This is a genomic window from Erythrobacter sp. (genome assembly GCA_019739335.1).
In the GTDB taxonomy this organism is placed as follows: Bacteria; Pseudomonadota; Alphaproteobacteria; order Sphingomonadales; family Sphingomonadaceae; genus Alteraurantiacibacter.
The window spans coordinates 1,416,003-1,431,842 of the sequence record CP073261.1 but is presented as its reverse complement, the minus strand read 5'-3'; the positions used below and the strand labels follow the sequence as shown (position 1 = coordinate 1,431,842).

At 66.0% G+C, this 15,840-nt stretch carries 21 protein-coding genes; 6 read left to right on the top strand and 15 right to left on the bottom strand.

Annotated features, from left to right (window positions below):
* Positions 1-52: 52 nt before the first annotated feature.
* From JY451_07050 to flgB, 15 genes are all read right to left on the bottom strand, one after another.
* Positions 53-1,180 (bottom strand): DUF2183 domain-containing protein, encoded by a 1,128-nt coding sequence (locus tag JY451_07050; GenBank protein ID QZH76287.1) that lies wholly within the window; start codon positions 1,178-1,180, stop codon positions 53-55.
* Between the two features lie 37 nt (positions 1,181-1,217).
* Positions 1,218-2,630, bottom strand: a complete 1,413-nt coding sequence (locus JY451_07045) for a hypothetical protein (GenBank protein ID QZH76286.1) — start codon at positions 2,628-2,630, stop codon at positions 1,218-1,220.
* Between the two features lie 96 nt (positions 2,631-2,726).
* The gene (locus tag JY451_07040) at positions 2,727-3,632 is read right to left on the bottom strand and encodes an OmpA family protein (protein QZH76285.1); all 906 of its coding nucleotides are present in this window, start codon (positions 3,630-3,632) and stop codon (positions 2,727-2,729) included.
* A 1-nt stretch (position 3,633) separates the two neighbouring features.
* The gene (motA, locus tag JY451_07035) at positions 3,634-4,497 is read right to left on the bottom strand and encodes a flagellar motor stator protein MotA (GenBank protein QZH76284.1); all 864 of its coding nucleotides are present in this window, start codon (positions 4,495-4,497) and stop codon (positions 3,634-3,636) included.
* 33 nt (positions 4,498-4,530) lie between these two features.
* On the bottom strand, positions 4,531-5,448 hold the full coding sequence (locus JY451_07030; protein ID QZH76283.1) for a flagellar biosynthesis protein FlgL: 918 nt from the start codon (positions 5,446-5,448) through the stop codon (positions 4,531-4,533).
* Positions 5,445-6,776 carry a flagellar hook-associated protein FlgK gene (gene flgK, locus JY451_07025; GenBank protein ID QZH76282.1) on the bottom strand — a complete coding sequence of 444 codons (1,332 nt, stop codon included), beginning with the start codon at positions 6,774-6,776 and terminating at the stop codon, positions 5,445-5,447. The genes JY451_07030 and flgK overlap by 4 nt, the downstream gene beginning before the upstream one ends.
* 2 nt (positions 6,777-6,778) lie before the next feature.
* Positions 6,779-7,087, bottom strand: coding sequence for a rod-binding protein (locus JY451_07020; GenBank protein ID QZH76281.1), 309 nt, complete (start codon positions 7,085-7,087; stop codon positions 6,779-6,781).
* The gene (locus tag JY451_07015) at positions 7,084-8,178 is read right to left on the bottom strand and encodes a flagellar basal body P-ring protein FlgI (GenBank protein QZH76280.1); all 1,095 of its coding nucleotides are present in this window, start codon (positions 8,176-8,178) and stop codon (positions 7,084-7,086) included. Before JY451_07015 ends, JY451_07020 begins: the two co-directional genes overlap by 4 nt.
* A 14-nt stretch (positions 8,179-8,192) precedes the next feature.
* The gene (locus JY451_07010) at positions 8,193-8,861 is read right to left on the bottom strand and encodes a flagellar basal body L-ring protein FlgH (protein QZH76279.1); all 669 of its coding nucleotides are present in this window, start codon (positions 8,859-8,861) and stop codon (positions 8,193-8,195) included.
* Between the two features lie 8 nt (positions 8,862-8,869).
* A complete protein-coding gene (gene flgG, locus JY451_07005) occupies positions 8,870-9,658 on the bottom strand; it encodes a flagellar basal-body rod protein FlgG (GenBank protein QZH76278.1) in 789 nt (262 codons plus the stop codon).
* A gap of 21 nt (positions 9,659-9,679) precedes the next feature.
* The gene (gene flgF / locus JY451_07000; GenBank protein QZH76277.1) at positions 9,680-10,420 is read right to left on the bottom strand and encodes a flagellar basal body rod protein FlgF; all 741 of its coding nucleotides are present in this window, start codon (positions 10,418-10,420) and stop codon (positions 9,680-9,682) included.
* 26 nt (positions 10,421-10,446) lie between these two features.
* Entirely contained in the window at positions 10,447-11,265 is an 819-nt protein-coding gene (locus JY451_06995) for a flagellar hook basal-body protein (GenBank protein ID QZH76276.1), read from the bottom strand.
* A 12-nt stretch (positions 11,266-11,277) separates the two neighbouring features.
* Positions 11,278-11,577 carry a flagellar biosynthesis protein FlgD gene (locus tag JY451_06990; protein QZH76275.1) on the bottom strand — a complete coding sequence of 100 codons (300 nt, stop codon included), beginning with the start codon at positions 11,575-11,577 and terminating at the stop codon, positions 11,278-11,280.
* Positions 11,577-11,981 (bottom strand): flagellar basal body rod protein FlgC, encoded by a 405-nt coding sequence (gene flgC / locus JY451_06985; GenBank protein QZH76274.1) that lies wholly within the window; start codon positions 11,979-11,981, stop codon positions 11,577-11,579. Before flgC ends, JY451_06990 begins: the two co-directional genes overlap by 1 nt.
* 3 nt (positions 11,982-11,984) lie before the next feature.
* Entirely contained in the window at positions 11,985-12,332 is a 348-nt protein-coding gene (flgB, locus tag JY451_06980; protein ID QZH76273.1) for a flagellar basal body rod protein FlgB, read from the bottom strand.
* 196 nt (positions 12,333-12,528) lie between these two features.
* Between flgB and JY451_06975 the strand changes: the two genes are divergently transcribed.
* The 6 genes from JY451_06975 (at position 12,529) to JY451_06950 (ending at position 15,776) form a co-directional block, all read left to right on the top strand.
* Positions 12,529-13,179 (top strand): MotA/TolQ/ExbB proton channel family protein, encoded by a 651-nt coding sequence (locus JY451_06975; protein ID QZH76272.1) that lies wholly within the window; start codon positions 12,529-12,531, stop codon positions 13,177-13,179.
* Positions 13,176-13,610: a hypothetical protein gene (locus JY451_06970; protein ID QZH76271.1), complete on the top strand. Its 435-nt coding sequence runs from the start codon at positions 13,176-13,178 to the stop codon at positions 13,608-13,610. The genes JY451_06975 and JY451_06970 overlap by 4 nt, the downstream gene beginning before the upstream one ends.
* 65 nt (positions 13,611-13,675) lie before the next feature.
* A complete protein-coding gene (locus JY451_06965; GenBank protein QZH76623.1) occupies positions 13,676-14,143 on the top strand; it encodes a flagella basal body P-ring formation protein FlgA in 468 nt (155 codons plus the stop codon).
* A gap of 78 nt (positions 14,144-14,221) precedes the next feature.
* A complete protein-coding gene (locus tag JY451_06960) occupies positions 14,222-14,512 on the top strand; it encodes a flagellar biosynthesis anti-sigma factor FlgM (protein QZH76270.1) in 291 nt (96 codons plus the stop codon).
* A gap of 47 nt (positions 14,513-14,559) precedes the next feature.
* On the top strand, positions 14,560-14,841 hold the full coding sequence (locus JY451_06955; protein QZH76622.1) for a hypothetical protein: 282 nt from the start codon (positions 14,560-14,562) through the stop codon (positions 14,839-14,841).
* Between the two features lie 56 nt (positions 14,842-14,897).
* Positions 14,898-15,776: a transglycosylase SLT domain-containing protein gene (locus JY451_06950; GenBank protein ID QZH76269.1), complete on the top strand. Its 879-nt coding sequence runs from the start codon at positions 14,898-14,900 to the stop codon at positions 15,774-15,776.
* Positions 15,777-15,840 lie beyond the last annotated feature (64 nt).

Here is a 15,840-nt window from a genome sequence, read left to right as displayed (position 1 = left end):
GCGCATGATGTGCCCCTGCCTAGCGCCTGTTGCGCTGAACGGGAAATGAAGATCACTGCGCGGTGGCTTCCCCGGTCGCTTCCTTCGCGGTTTCGACTTTTTCCACCGCCCGCACAATCTGTTCGGTTTCGCCGCCGGGAGTAACGCCGATGGTGCCGAGAAAATCGAGGCCCTCGGCGAAGCTCTCCCCCAGCCACAGCGGCACGCCTGCCTGTTCGAGTGTTTCGACCGCCGCCTGCTCTGCGGGCGAAAAGGCTTCGCCGGTCGCCTTGCGGAGGAACACGGCGGCGATGCGCTGCGGGAATCGCTCCGCTGCCTGGGCGAAAGCGGGCAGATCCCCCTGAGTATCGTCGCCGATCAGAGCGAACCGCATGGCAGGATACATGGCAAGGATGTTCTCGATAGCGGCCGACTTGTGATCGCCATGGCTGCCCGATCCGAAGGTATCGCGATTGAAGCCCCAGTCGCGCAGCAGCAGTGGGCCGAGCGGCAAACCTTTCCCGCGCTGGAAGGCGACGAGGTAGGAAAACAGGTTCCAAGGGCTGGAGGAGACGTAGAAGAACGGTCGGCGGGTGGCGGTCATCCGCTTTTCGCCGCCTTTCTCGCCGCATTCCAGCACTTCTCCGCCCAATTGCCCGAAGAAAGTGTCGGCCCCCGGTACCGCGATTCGTTCGTGCGGCAATTGCGCGAAAATGCGTTGCCAGTTGCGGGCCACGTTGCGCGGGCCGCCGGTAATTCCGCTTTCGATAATGGTATCGTCGATATCCGAAATCACCGCCAGATCACTGTGCCGGCCCGGTACCAGCACATGCGCATCACATTGCTGTGGGCCTTCGCGGTTGCGCCAATGAAGCGTGGCCACTTCCCACACCGGATGATCGGGTAGGTCCCACGCGGGATCGAGCGACAGGTCGAAATGGACGAATCCTTCCTTGTCGGTCGCAGCCTCATGGTCGACCAGCGGCCCAGAGGCACCTTCCATTGCCAGCCGAACGGCGACACCTTCGACTTCGCGGCTGGCGAATTGCGCCATCATCGTGCGCATCGCCTTCCACCGTGATCCTTCGCCAAAAGCGGGCGGGGCGGAGCGCAGCGCACGGGCGGAGAGCACCAGCCGCGAACGGCTGCGGTACCCGAAATAGGGTTGTACGCGGGCGGCGACCTTTGACGAGAAAACCATGCGCGGCTGGCTAGCCGAGCATGCTGCCGATTTCCACCTAGCCGATCAGTTCGCGCGCGGCCTTTTCAACCAGCGCGGTATTACCAGGGACTTCGCCCAGCACCACCACTTGGCCAGTGGCATCGCGGCGGATCATCACGAGGGCGAATTCATCGCCTTCGATGGCCAGACTGTCGAACTGCAGCGGCGCAAGCGCGCGCAGCCGTTTGGCAATCGCCTTGCGCGGGCCTTTGTGGATCGGTTGGGCGGGCTTGCCGTCCTGCGCGCGGCGGAAAGCGCGTTCGCTGGCGACCACGCCCTTGAGGCCTCCCTCGGCGGTCTTGAGGTAGGCTCCCAGCGACCCTTGCGCGATTCCATTGCGATCGGCGAAGGCGAGCACGGCGGCATATTCTGTCAGCCGGGTCTTGTCGTAATCCACACCGAAGACGAGCTTGACCACCGGAGTCATGGGCGCGCGTTCCTGCATGGCGATGCCGGCATCTTCGAGCAGTTCGGCAAAGTCGTCGGGCGCGTCGCCCGCGGCAATGGCGAAATCCCACGCTCGGCCTACCGCCTCGTAAAGCGCGGCGCGGGTGCGTTCCTCGGTGCCTTTCGCCTGCTGCGCCATCTCGCGCGCGGCGGCGAGCCAGTCCGCCAGTTCCATCGCGGCAGGATCGAAGCTGTCGCTGGCCATTTCGGCCTGCCCGTCGAGATCGATCGAGGGCACTGGCCGGGTGGCAGCGAAAGCATTGCCGCTTTCGGCCAGCAGGTCGTCGCCCAACACATTGGCGGGGCCATCGGCCCAGTCGGTCAGTGCGGGTCTGCGCGGCTGGCGATCGCCGAAAGTCAGCCCGGCATCGAGCGCCTGATCGATTTCGAGCAGCAGTTCACCGGAGGATCGGGCGTCGGCCAGCTCCTTCCAATTGATCACGCCGAAAATGAAATCGATGCTTTCGTCATTGCTGGAAAACGGCAGCAGGATGCCGCGATAGAGGATCGTCGCGCCCATTGCGTTGACGAATTCGGCTTCGAACCCGATCGGCGACTGGTTGGCGAGAATCTGCATGTAATGATCGGTGATGCGGCTGAGCAGCGAACGCGGCGGCACGTCCGAGAGGCGGCGCGGCGTGGCGTCGGCAATGGCGCAGCATTCGTCCGCCAGCGCGTTTCCGATATATTCGATGCCGGGGTTCTCGATACCGGTGGAAAAGTCCAGCAACACGCTGTGCGGCCCGAAATCGGGCAGCAGCGTGGGATCGAGATCCTCGATCGAAGGGAAATTGCGATCTTCCAGCAGGCTAGCCCAGAAATTGTACGCGCGCACCTGCATCCGGCGTTCGTCGGTGCCGATCGCTGGCGGTGGCGCGTCGTAAGACATATCGTCTTCATCCACGGCACCGAAGTCGGGCATGGCGAATCCGTCCAGGTCCAACGCGTCGTGCGGTCCGAAACTGCCGCGCAAAGTATCCATGCCCAAAAGCCTTTCCATGGGATTGCAGCAACCCTTTTGGCGCGACGTGGTAAATTTTCCGTGAAGTTGCGCCCGGTGGCTCAGATGGGGCAAACCCTAATCGAGCAACAAAATCGAAATCCGCCGGTTGCGCGGATCGCCCGGATTATCGCGCACCAGCAATTCCCGGTCCGCCACGCCCTCGATCCGGTCGAACCGGGTCTCGGCGATCCCGCGCCGGAGCATTTCCTGCCTGGTCGCCTCCGCGCGCCCGGTGGACAGGGACCAGTTGTTCGCTGCCACTCCCGCCCGCCAGGGCAGGGCATCCGTATGCCCGCGAATGGTGAGCTGGCGGCCTTCCGGCGCAACAGCATCGGCGATCACGCCGAGCAATTCGCGCGCTTCGGGCACCAGCACGGTGCTGGACAGGTGGAACATCGAGAAATCGGCGTCATCCACCAGATCGATGCGGATACCCTCCGGCGTGCGGACGACGCGGACCTGCCGGGTCAGGCTGCGCAGGCGCTCTTCGGCCGCCATGCGTTCGGCGATGCGCGCCTCAATCTCCTGCCGTCGCCGCTCGGCATTTTCGGCCCCGCCTTCCACCGGACCACCCTCGGCTCCGCGCGGGATGGTAATCGCTTCGGTGCCGGTCTGCCCGGCAGCGTGGGGATAGTTGTCCACGTCGGTGAGCGAGGAGCCGCCGAGCAGTCCGTCCGCTCCAGCGGAATTCTCGCGCATTTTCACCAGGGTCGGCGTGAAATAATCCGCCAGCCCCTTGCGCTGGTCCTCGGTGGTCGCACCGAGCAGCCAGAGCAGCAGGAAGAAGGCCATCATCGCCGTGACGAAATCGGCATAGGCCACTTTCCACGCACCGCCGTGATGACCGCCGCCACCCTGGACGATCACCTTCTTGACGATGATCGGTGCGAGGGGGACGTCAGGAACGGCGTGCAGGACAGTCGCTTGCGCGACCGGTGGCGCATCGCGGGCGGGAAGATTGTCGGCAGGCAAACTCGCCATGCTACTTGCCCCGGAGCGTGTCGAGCAGGTCGGTCAGCGCCGGGCGATGCGCCGGACTGAGGCCTGAACGTGCGCTTTCGACCACCAGCGGCTGCGGATAGCCGTGCAGCGAGGCGATCACCACCTGCTTCACTGTCTGCAAAATCTGCGCATCGTGCGAATTGACCTGCTTCAGCCGCCCCGCCAGCGGCCCGACGATGCCGTAGGCGAGTAGCACGCCGAGGAAAGTGCCGACCAGCGCCGAACCGATCATCCCGCCCAGCACTTCGGGCGGTTCGTTGATCGAGCCCATAGTCTTGACCACGCCCAGCACGGCAGCGACGATCCCCAACGCGGGCAGTGCGTCAGCCAGCGATTGCAGCGCGTGCTGCGGCTCGTCCATTTCGTGCAGCTGGCTCTTGATGGCATTGTCCATCACATCTTCCACGGCGTGCGTGTCGAGCGAGCCGGAAGAGACGACAATGAGTGTCAGCGTATCGCAGATCAGATCTGTCACGGCCTTGTCCGCCAGCAGGCCGGGATACTCTGCGAAGATCGCCGATTCCTGCGGATTGGTAACATGGCTTTCCAGCGCCACCGGGCCTTCGGTCTTGAGCATCCGCATCAGTTTGGCGGTCAGCGCGATGGCATCTATATGGTCCTGGTCCGAATAGCGCGGCCCTTTGAACACCTTTTTCAGCCCGCCGCCGAACAGCTTGAGCTCGTGCATCGAATTGCCCGCCACGGTCGCGCCCAATGCCGCCCCGCCGATGATGAGCATTTCCAGTGGCAGCGCGGCGAGCACCGGCCCCAGCGATCCCCCGGCGATGACGAACCCGCCGAAGACGAGGACGAGCAGGATCACGATCCCTACGGCTGCAAACATTGGTCAGGCCCCCGATTGGCTGGTTATGCGGTGTTAGAAACGGTCGAAAAGAGTGAGGCCGGCGAGGCGGGCAAATCCGGCCTGACTGGCTTCGAGAACGGTGAGAAGCTGCTGCATTTCGGCGATGGCCGAGGCGATCTCCACTCCGCCGGTGTCCGCCATCTGTTGTACACGGGTGAGCGACTGGTCGGTCTGCCGGTCCTGCACCACATCGAGCCAGGCAATGCGCGCGCCCGTGACGGTTTGCGCACGGGTGACGGTGTCGAGCGCGTCATCCAGCCCGGTGAGCGCATCGCGCGCGGCTTGGGCAGGATCGGCAGAGGCTCCGGTCAGTGCGGCGGTGAGCGCAGCGAGCTCGGCGAAGATATCGGTCGGTGCGCCGTTACTGGTAAAAGACAGAACTTCGGGGCCAGTCAACCCGCGCACCACGCTTTGTCCCTGCCCCAGATCGAGCGTGCCGCTGCTGGAGCTGCCGATGTAGGTGACTGCTCCGCTGGCATCCACCGCATAGGCGCGCCCGCTGTTTTCCCCGCCAAGCAGGGCATTGCCGCTGCTGTCCAAGCCATTGGCCGCCGCCATGATTCGCAGCCGCAATTCGGAAAGCTCAGTGGCAATGGCGGCCCGTTCGCTGTCGCCCACCGTCTCGCTCCCGGCCCACAGGGCCAGCTCGCGGGCGCGGATAATATCCTGCCCGATCGATTCGAGAGCGTTGCCGGCAAGATCGAGATCTTCGGCGGCGCGGCGGGCATTGCTGGCGTCTATCGCGCCCAGCCGGTCAATCCGGGCGAGGCTGCGCAGGCGCGAGGCGGCGACAGGATCGTCGGACGAGCGTGACAGCCGCTCGCCGGTGGAGATCTGCTGCTGCAATTCCTCTGCCTGCGCGCGCAAGGTGCCCATCTGGGTCCGCGTGCGGTTGTAGAAAGCGAGGGTTGAGTTGGTCGCGCCGATCATCGCCCGATCCCCAGAATGGTGTCGAAGATGTCTGCGGCGGTCTGGATTACCTTGCCCGAGGCCTGGAACATCTGCTGATAGCGCAGCAGGTTCGCGGCCTCCTGATCGAGATCGACGCCGGTTTCGGCGGTCAGCGCCACTTGCGCGCTATCGGCCAGCGTGCGCAGGGCATCGCGGGTGACGGTGCGGGCGCTGATCGCGCTGGAAAGGTCGAACAGCAACGCGTCGGCGCTTTTGGCGGGGCCATCGACGAGCAGCGCATCGCGCAGGGCCTGGAGATTGCCGATGTTACGGCTGCCTGCGGCATCCCCGGCGGGCGCAGTGGCGACCTGCTCGCCACCGGAGAGCGCCAGCGTGATATCGCGGGCATTGCTGCCGGAGAAGAACGGCGGCGCGGCAGTGCCATCGGTGCTGACGCCGCTGGCCTGCGCGGCATTGGCGGTGTCGATCAGTTGCACCGCCAGCTCGTCCAGCCGGGCGCGATAGGTGGCGATGCTCGCAATGCCCTGCGATCCGCCCAGCAAGCTGCCGGAAGCGAGGTTTATCGGATTGCCGGCTACGCTGAAGGCGAAACTGCCGTCGGGATTGTTCGCAAGCGCGAGCGTGGAAACATCGCCGCCCGAAACCAGCGCCTGCCCGTCGAGGCTTACCGAAGCGCGTCCGAGCGTATCGAAGCTGGTTGTCGCCCCGGTCAATGCGGAAAGATCGCGCAGCAGCGCATCGCGCTGGTCGTGCAGCGCGGCCATGTTGACAGAGCCGGGGCGTGCGCGGGCGATCCCGGCGTTGGTGCGGGCAATTTCTCCAGCCAGCAGGTTGGCCTGCTCCACACCGGCCTCGGCAGTGAAGCGCAGGTCGGCTTCGGCGACGTCGAGCCCGTTGCTGGCGATCTGGAAAGTCTGCGCCAGCCGCCGGGCATCCTCCACCACGGCGGCGCGCAAGGCTCCTCCCAGCGGATCGGAGGCGAGCCGGGCGAGGCTGGCTTCGAAATCGACCAGTGCGGGGTAAATACCCGCCTGCTCGATGGCAGTCTCGGCATTGCCCAGCCCCGCCAGTTCGGCGTCGGCGCGGGCGACATCACCCGAGGTGCGACGCGCTTCGTTCTGCAGGAACAGCGAATTGGTGCGCAGCACCTGGTCGGGCCGCACGCCCGAAAGCGAAGCGCCCGGCTCCATCCCGATCCCGCCCTTGGCGGCGACTTCGGCCATGCTCAGCGTGCGCCGCGCATAGTCGGCATTCGCGGCATTGGCGACGTTCTGCGCGGTCAGGTCGAGCGCGGCGCGCGCGGCCACGGTGCCGCTCTTGCCGATCAGGAGGAGATTGCTTGACATGGCTATGCCCCCACCGGAGCAGCGAAGGCGGAAAGCTGGCGCTCGATCGCTTCGGCGAGGCCGAAGACGCCGCGCTGCGAAGCGATCTCCGCGAACTGTTCATCCTGCATGGCTTCGAACTGCTTGAGGCCGGGGCCGCCGAACAGTTCCTCGCCGCCGAAGCTGGAGGCGCGCGCGCTGGCGAGCAATTGCCGCAGGAAGATCGCCTCGAACGCCTGCGCCGCTTCGCGCAGCTCGCCCGAATCACTTAGGGGCGGCGGCGCGGAAGGCGCGATGGCAATGCCGCTCTGGAGGGGCGCAATCGTGGTCACATGATCACCATTTCGGCCTGCAAGGCACCCGCCTGCTTCAGGGCCTCCAGGATCACCACCAGGTCCGCCGCGCCGACGCCGAGCATGTTCAGCGCATCGACCACTTCGGACAGGTTGGCCCCGCCTTCCACCAGCGCCACGCGGCTATCGGCTTCCTCAAGCGTGATCGAGCTTGCTTCTTCGAGCGCCGTCACCCCGTCGCTGAAAGGCGCAGGCTGCACGATCCGCGGTTCTTCCTCGATCCGCACCACCAGCCGTCCGTGGCTGATCGCGGCGGGCGCGAGGCGGACGGCGGAATTGATCACCACCGTGCCGGTGCGGCTGTTGACGATCACCCGCGCGGAAGTTTCCGCCGGAGTCACCTCAAGCATTTCGATCTCGGCGATCATCTGCGCGCGCACATCGCTACCGAACGGCATCACAATGGCGAGCGTCACCCCGTCGAGCACCCGCGCCGCGCCGGGGAACAGCCGGTTGATCGCATCGCGCACCCGCGCGGCGGTCTGGAAATCGGCGTTGTGCAGGTGGAAGCGCAGTTCACCCTGGCTGTCGAACCCGGTCAGCACTTCGCGCTCAACGGTGGCCCCGTCGGCGATCCGGCCCACGGTGGGCACGTTGACGGTCAGCTGCGATCCGTCGCGCCCCGATACGCCCAGCCCGCCCACGGCGAGATTGCCCTGCGCCATCGCATAGACCTGCCCGTCCGCACCGTAGAGCGGCGAGAGCACTAGCGATCCGCCGCGCAAGGAACTGGCGCGGCCGATCGAGGACACGGTGATGTCAATGGTCTGCCCGGATCGAGAGAAGGCGGGCAGTTCGGCGGTGATGATGACGGCGGCGGCGTTCTTGAGGCCGGGATTGACCCCCGGCGGCAGGGTCAGACCGAGGCGGCCCGAAACCCCGCGCATGGCTTCGGTCACATAGCTGAAATTGTCATCCCCCGTGCCATCGAGCCCGACCACGATCCCGTAGCCGGTCAGCTGGTTCGGGCGCACGCCTTCGAAGCTGCCGAGATCGCGGATGCGTTCGGCTGCGGCGGGCGTCGCCACCAGCATGGCGAGCGCGGCGAACAGGAGCGAGAGCAGGCGCATGGCGGCAGACTCCCTCACAGCGGGCTGATCATATTGAAGAACCGGCCCAGCCAGCCCGGACGGCTGGCCTGCTGGATCGCTCCGCTGCCGCCGTAGACGATCTGCGCATCGGCAATCCGGCTGGAAACGATGCGGTTGTCGCTGTCGATATCGGCCAGCCGCAGGATTCCTGCGAACTGCACCCATTCATCGCCCTGGCTCAATTGCATCTGCCGTTCTCCGACCACCAGCGCAGTGCCGTTGGGGCGCACTTCCGCGATGGTAACCGCGATGGCGCCGTTGAGCGTGCTGCGCTGGCTCGCACGTCCCTGCCCATTGAACGACGATTCCGCCCCGGCATTAAGGGCATCGGGGCTGAGGAAAGCGAACGGGCCGGTGGCGGGCGGAGTCAGACCGATCTCGCCGTCGCGGCTGGTCTGGGCGCTGGTGGTCTTGCTGGTATCGAGCGATTCGACCAGCACCACGGTGACCAGATCGCCCACCCGCCGCGCGCGTGTACCTTCGTGCAGCGCGGCATAGCCACCCGCCGCCTGATAGATCGCGCCGTTGCTGGGGGCAAAGGCGGGAGCGGCGGGCGGCAGCGTGGCGGCGAAGCCGGGCTGCGGCGTGCCGCCTTCCATGCTGGCGCAGCCGCTGAGGAGCAGGCCGGCGAGCGTAATCGGGGCGATGATGGAGCGGGTCATAGGTTTCCTCACAGCGTCTGGTTGGCGTTGCGCAGCATTTCGTCGACCGCGCTGATCATCTTGGAATTGATTTCGTAGGCGCGCTGGGCGGCGATCATTTCGACCAGTTCCTCGACCACGTTGACGTTCGATTGTTCGAGCATCCCCTGCCGGATCGTCCCGCGCCCCTCGGTGCCGGGAATACCTTCCTCGGCCGCGCCGCTGGCAGCGGTTTCGAGCAGCAGGTTGCCGCCGGTGGCTTGCAGGCCCGCCGGATTGACGAAGCTGGCGACAGTGATCTGGCCCAGCTCGGCAGGTTCGGCCTGCCCGTCGATAATGGCGGTAACGGTGCCATCCGGCCCCACTGCAATCGACTGCGCCCCTGCGGGCACGGTGATACCGGGTTGTAGTGCATAACCCTGCGCGGTGACCAGCTGGCCTTCGGCGGAGCGGGTGAAATTGCCCGCGCGGGTATAGCCGGTCTGCCCGCCGGGCAGTTCGATGCGGAAGAAGCCGTCCCCGTCCAGCGCCATGTCGAGCGAATTGCCGGTGGTGGCGAGCGTGCCCTGAGTCTCGATCCGCGTGGTGCCCTGCACCGCCACCCCGGTACCGAGGTTGAGGCCAATGGCATAGGCGGTTTCCCCGCCCGAACGCTGCCCGGCTACCCGGGCGTCATCGTAGGAAAGCGTTTCGAAATCGGCGCGATCGCGTTTGAACCCGGTGGTGCCGATATTGGCGAGGTTGTGCGCGATCACGCGCATCCGGGTGTCTTGCGCTTCGAGCCCGGTGCGGGCGACCTGCAAGGCGGAATTGGGCATGGGTGTGGCTCCTGTGAGGGTCTAGCGGATCGACATCAGGCGGCTGGAGGCCTGATCGAGCTGTTCGGCGGTGGCGATCATCTGCATCCGCCGTTCGAAACTGCGCTGCGCCTCGATCATCTCCACCAGTGTCCCGGCGCTATCGACATTGCTGGCTTCGAGCGCGCCGACGGTGATTTCGGCAGTAGGGTCTTCGGGCAGCACCCCGCCGCCGACCACGCGGAGCTGGTTGTCGAGATCCTTGTGGACCTGGCTGCCTTCGGGACTGGTCAGCCGGATGCGGCCCAGTTCCTGCGGCGGCACATCGGGCGCGGCAGGGTCGGCGGCGAGCACGGTGCCATCGGTGCCGAAACTGACTTCCCAGCCAGGTGGCACGGTTATCGGCCCGTTCGCGCCAAGCACCTGCAAGCCCTCGCCATTGGTCAGCAGTCCTGCCGGATCGACCGAGAGATCTCCGCGCCGCGAATAGACTTCCTCCCCGGCAGCGTTCTGGAACGCGATCAGCGCTTCTCCGTGCACTGCAATGTCGAGGCTGCGCCCGGTCTGGGTCAGCACGCCGGGCGAAAGGTCCGCCCCGCGCACCGCGCCCTGGGCAAAGCCACGCACGTCGAACGTGTCTCCGCGCATGTGGGAGGGGGTGGTGGCGAAGGTCTCGGCGCGGAAGCCGGGCGTGGAAGCATTGGCAAGGTTGCTCGCCACGGCCCGCTGGCGGTTCATCGCGGCGTCCATGCCGCTCAGCGCAGTGTAGATCATGCGGTCCATTGCTCGGCTCCCCTCTTGCGGCTGGATCAGCTGCGCAGGTTGATGATCGTCTGCGAGAACTGGGTGGCGGTATCGATAGCCTTGGCATTGGCCTGGAAATTGCGCTGGGCGGTGATCAGCCCGACCATTTCCTCCGCCAGATCGACGTTCGAGCGTTCGAGCGCGCCCGAGAGCAACTGGCCGTTCCGCCCGATGCCGGGCAACTGATAGGCAGCCGCGCCGGAAAGGCCGGTCGCTTCCCAGTTGGTCGAACCGACCGATTGCAGTCCGGTGGGCGCAGTAAAGGTGGCGAGCGCCACGCGGCCGACGGTGGCAGTACTGCCATCGGCATAGGCGGCGTTGATCTCGCCGTTCTTCTCGACCTGGATGCTGGCCAGCGCCGATCCTGCTACATTGGCGACCGGCACCACAGCATCCACTGTCGCCCCCGGGTTGACGACATTGCCCGCCGCATCCACCGCGAACATCTGCAGGTTCTTGCCCGCGAAATCGGTGACCGCGCCGACACTGTCGATCTGGAAATTGCCGTTGCGGGTGAACAGCACCTGTCCGCTTTCGGGATTGCGGGTGCTGAAGAATCCGTCTCCGTCGATCGCGATGTCGAGGCTCCGCCCTGTCTGCTCGATCGCGCCGAGGCCGAAGTTCTGGTTGATCCCGGCGACTGTGGCACCGAGGCCGACGGTCATGCGCGGATTGGCCGCAGAACCCTTGGCAACGATGTCGGCAAATTCCACGCTGCTGCGCTTGAAGCCGGTAGTTTCGGCATTGGCGATGTTGTGGGCGATAGTGCTGAGGTCGGTCTGCGAATTCTTGAGGCCGTTCAGCGAAGTGTAGAAAGAGGTCATGCGACTGGCTCCTTAAATGGCGGATTTGTTGGCGGCGGTTTGCGCAGCGATCAGCGCGTCGAGCTTGGCGGAAATGTCGTTCAGCGTGGCGTTGGTTTCGGTTGACCCGGCCAGCGTGGAGAATTGCGCCATCTGCGCGAGCATGTCCTTGTTATCGACCGGCTCCAGCGGGTCTTGCTGCTGGATCTGGACGAGCAGCAGCCGCAGGAAATCGCCCTGGTCGAGCGTGGCATAGGCGGAGGGCGCCGGCGCCGCGCCGGGGGCGTTGATGTCCTGGAGGTTCGCAGGAAGGGCAGTGGAAATAGCGGTCATCACGGGTTCCTGATCGTTTCGAGCATCAGTTGCTTGGCGGTCTGCATCGCCTCGACCAGGTTCTGGTACTGGCGGGCGCTTTCCATCATCTCGACCATCTCCGCCGTCTCATCGACGGGGGCTTCCCACACGTTGCCATCGGCATCGGCGAGCGGGTGATCGGGATCGTGGCGGCGGATCGGCGCGACTTCGGAGCGCATGACTTCGGAGACGCGAACGCTGGACAGGCCACTGGCAGAATCGAGTTCCTGCGCGAATACCGGGCGCAAGGGGCGGTAGGCCTCTGCCGCGCTGCTGGCGACCGAGCCGGAATTAGCGAGGTTGCTGGCGGCGGTGTTCATCCGCACCATCTGCGCAGACATGCCGCGCTGAACGATAGTGAACAGGCTGGGAGTCGTGCTCATGACCTACTCCCCCTTCAGCGCGCGGGTAACGGTCTGCACCCGGCCGTTGAGGAATGTGAGCGTGGCCGAATAGGCCACCGAGTTCTCCGCAAAGGCCATCTGCTCGTTCGCCAGCTCCACCGTATTGCCATCGAGCGAAGGCATGGTCGGCACTCGGTAGCGCATAGCGCTGCTGATCGCGTCGTCGCGGCTGGAGCCGGCGATCCGCGCATCGAGCGCAGCGGCGAAATCGACATCGCGCGCCTGGTATCCCGGCGTCGCGGCATTGGCGATGTTCGAGGTCAGCAGTCCCATGCGGTGCGAACGCAGTTCCAGCGCCGCGCCGTGAATGCCGAATAATCGCTCGCTCATGATCGTACTCCCCTGGTGGCAGTCTTGCAGGACTGTTTCAGCAAGGGGCGTGCCAAACGGCCTTTCAGGGTGGGGGAAGGGCATTTCCGGCAAGGTGCTGCCGCCAGCGGCAATTTCCTGCCGCCCACTGAAACCACAAGCCTGCCGGTCGTCCTCTGGTGCAGGGCAAAGCTTGGCGAACAGGAAAGGGCGGCGAATGGACTATGCGGCAATGTTGAACGCCACCGGCGCGGCTATTGTGCTCGGTGGCACGCTGCTGGCAACCTTGCTGGGGAGCGGACGGCGGGAACTGGCGGCCATGCTGGGCGCGATCGGGCGGCTGTTCGTGCCGCGCTTCCGGCTCGACAAGGCGCGGGCAGAAATCGCCCGCGATGTCGAGGCGATCCGGCATGACGGGCTGCTGCGGGCCTTGCCGTGCCACAGTTCGGACCGCGAAATCGCCGCCGCCACCGACGCGCTGGTGCATGATCGTTCGATCAATTCGCTGATCCTGACTCACAAGGCGCTGAAGAAGAAGCGGGTGGAACTGCGCGAACTGGCGCTGCGTCCCTTGCTGCTGGCAGCGGAGATGGCGCCGGTGTTCGGCATGGTCGGCACACTGTTCGGGCTCGCCCATGTGCCCTTTGGCGAAGTCGAGGATGGCGCGATGCTGGCGACGGTGGGGCTGGCGGTGCTGACCACGCTCTACGGGCTGCTGCTGGCGCACCTGCTGTTCAATCCGCTCGCCCGGCTGATCGCGCGGCGAGGCGCGCAGGAAGACGAGGACCGGCAGCAACTGGTCGACTGGCTGGCGCGGCAGATTGCTCCCGGAATTCCCAAGGTACGCGCGCTGGATGCGGCGGCGTGAAGGGGGCGGGGAGCAACAGCTGGCTGGTGCCACTGGCGGATCTGTCGCTGATCCTGTTCGTCATTACCGGCAGCGGGCTGGCGGGCGTCACGACGGAGCGGGGCGAGGAGGCGCAGCACGCAGGCGCGGTGGAAGGCATTGCCAGTGCGGTTTTCGCTGATGCCGGTAGCGGGGATAGCGAATTTGCCGAATGGCTGGCGCACCATCAGCCGGGGCCAGGGGAGCAGTTCACCGTCCTCGGCACCTATCGCTCGCCCTCTAATCGCGCGCAGGTGGCGGCGCGGTGCGAGGAGCTAGCAGCGGCGGCGGAAGCTCAGGGTCTCGCTCCGCGCGTTATCGTGCAGCAGGGGGAAGCGGGACAGGTGCTGGCCTATTTCGCGTACGACCGGATCGCGCCGGTGGCACGCGACTTGCAGAGTGAGGGCCAATGATCCTTGCAAGGAGTCTGGCCATGATCCGATCCACCCTTACCCTATTCGCCGCTTCAGCACTCGCGATGCCCGCCGCAGCGCAGGATTCGCGCTTTGCCGATCCTGCCGCAATCGACGCCGAAGTCAGTGCCTTTACCGGCGCGCCGCTCGGCACTCCCGGCGGCGCGCGGCATCCGGTGGACCGGCGATTGCGACTGGCGGCCTGCGCCCAGTCGCTCGATCTCGCCTGGCATGGCCGCCGCGCCGACATGGTGCGGGTGGAATGCAACGCGGGGACGAGCTGGCGGATCTTCGTGCCGGTCAACGGCGATGGCGCGAACCAAACGCCCGCCGCCGCCCCGGTCCCGGTAGTCGAACGCGGACAGGTCATCGGCATCGTCATCGAAGGGCGCGGGTTCTCGGTCGCGCAGCAGGGCGAGGCGCTGGAAGACGGCGCGATCGGCCAGTGGATCCGCGTCCGCCCCGAAGGCCAGCGCGAAGCCCTGCGCGCCCGGATCGAAACGCCGGGCCGCGCGGTGATTCCACTCGGTTGAAAAATTTCCTGAAATATTCCTTAAACCCGTGCCCCGGCACCCGTCCTACCCGATGTAAGCAACCAAGGGAGCAAGACCATGTCCCCCTATGACGTAAGCAAATTGAGCGGAGCGGCCCCCGTGCGCGGGATTGGCCGCGAGGCTGCCGAAACGCTGGCCGACAAGCCGCGCGCACCTGCCGCAACCGTGGCCGACAAAGGCGTGGCGGTGCAGACCGGCGCGAAAGTCAGCGCGGGAGAAGCGCCGGTCGATGCCGACCGGGTGGCGCAAATCCGCGATGCGATCCGTGAAGGCAGCTATCCCATCGTCCCCGCGAAGATCACCGACGCCATGATCGCCGCGCGAATGCTGCTGAGTTCCGGCCAGTGAGTGCAGCGCAGACTTCGGGCGGCAATCTGGCCGACAACCTGCGGCAAATGCTTGCCGTTCTCGAAAGCGAGCGGCAGGCGCTTGCCGCGCTTGATGTCGATGCACTGGTGCTGTCGATGCAGGGCAAGCAGGTGCTGTGTGACGCGCTCGAAGGCGACCTGCCACCCAGCGTCGATGCCGAATGTCGTGGACTGGTACAGGCCGCACGTCACCAGAACGAGGTCAACCGCCGCCTGCGCAACCTGCTCGCCGCCAATGTCGCTGCGCGGCTCGATGCACTGACCCATTCCCCCGGCCTTTATCGCGGCCCGGTCGCCCGCGCGCTCTGATCTGGCACGCTCCTTGCTGAACTACCTGCGAGTTATCGCAACGGGAACAGCAGCCAATGAGCGACAGGATTGAAGGTGCCGGGGCGGCCAGCCAGCCATCGCCGACGCAGGCCGCTATCGCGCAGGCCGCCGAGCGCACCGGGGTCGATTTCTCCTATCTTCTGGCTCAGGCGCGGATTGAGTCCGGGCTTAATCCCTCGGCGCAGGCGCGCACGAGCAGCGCCAGCGGGCTGTTCCAGTTTATCGACCAGACCTGGCTTTCGACGCTCGACCGGCACGGTGAAGCGCTCGGTTATGGCGAGGCCGCCAGCGCTATCGACAGCAGTGGCGGGCGGGCGCGGGTGACCGATCCGGCCATGCGTGCCTCGATCATGGCATTGCGCTTCGATCCGCAGGCGGCATCGATGATGGCGGGCGCCTTGGCCAACGACAATCGCGCCGCGCTGCTGCCGGTGCTGGGGCGCGAACCCGATGCCAGCGAGCTGTACCTCGCGCATTTCCTCGGCGCGGGCGGCGCGCGCGAATTCCTCGGCGCGCTCAGTTCCGCGCCGGAACAGTCGGCCGCGAGCATCCTTCCCGCAGCCGCGCGCGCCAACCGGGCGATTTTCTACGAACGTTCGGGCGCGCCCCGCTCCGTGGGCGAAGTGATGCAGGTGATCCGAGACCGGGTGGAGCGGGCGATGGAAGCCGGACCTGCGGGCTCGGTGCCCTTCGCGCCGCCTCCCACTTCGGGAACCCCAGCAAGCGGACCATACCGCCGCACCCCCTTCGCCCCGTTCAACGCGCCGAGCCTGCCGCGCCATGCCCCCGCGCCGTTGCCGTCGATGGCGCAGACCTTGCAGGCCAGCTTCGGGCTTGATCGTGCCGATCCCGCTACCCCCGGCTTGACCCATGTCCGCAGCGCCTATGCCCGGCTGGAGGCGTTCGGCCTGTGACCCGCAATTTCCTCCGCTCGTTCGCAGTGGCTCCGGTCACGCTGGTGCTGCCCGTCGCCATCCT